Origin of the sequence: Tenacibaculum holothuriorum, from assembly GCF_002120225.1 — a bacterium.
Classification (GTDB): Bacteria; Bacteroidota; Bacteroidia; order Flavobacteriales; family Flavobacteriaceae; genus Polaribacter; species Polaribacter holothuriorum.
In genome coordinates, this window is record NZ_LAPZ01000031.1 from 1 (window position 1) to 330 (window position 330).

The 330-nt window shown below is 36.7% G+C and carries 1 protein-coding gene; it reads left to right on the forward strand.

The features are described from left to right. Positions 1–330: GEVED domain-containing protein (locus tag WH52_RS14930; protein WP_233131582.1), on the forward strand; the 330-nt coding region annotated here is incomplete at both ends.

Here is a 330-nt window from a genome sequence, read left to right on the forward strand (position 1 = left end):
CAGGAGTAACAAGAGTACGTTTCGGATCTATAGATAAAGCAGATGGAACTGCAAAAGATAAAGGTTATGAAGATTTCACAAATTTAAGTACTACTGTAGCCCCTTCATCTTCTGTAAATCTTACAGTAAATGTTAATACTGACGGAAATTATAGAATTGATGCAATTGCATGGATTGACTGGAACCAAGATGGAGATTTCGCTGATAGCGGTGAAACATATGACTTAGGAAACATTAGTAATGTGTCTAATGGTGCTTTACCAGTAAAAGCAGTAGCAGTTCCAGCAAATGCTAAGTCAGGTAGTACTAGAATGAGAGTTTCTGCAAGAT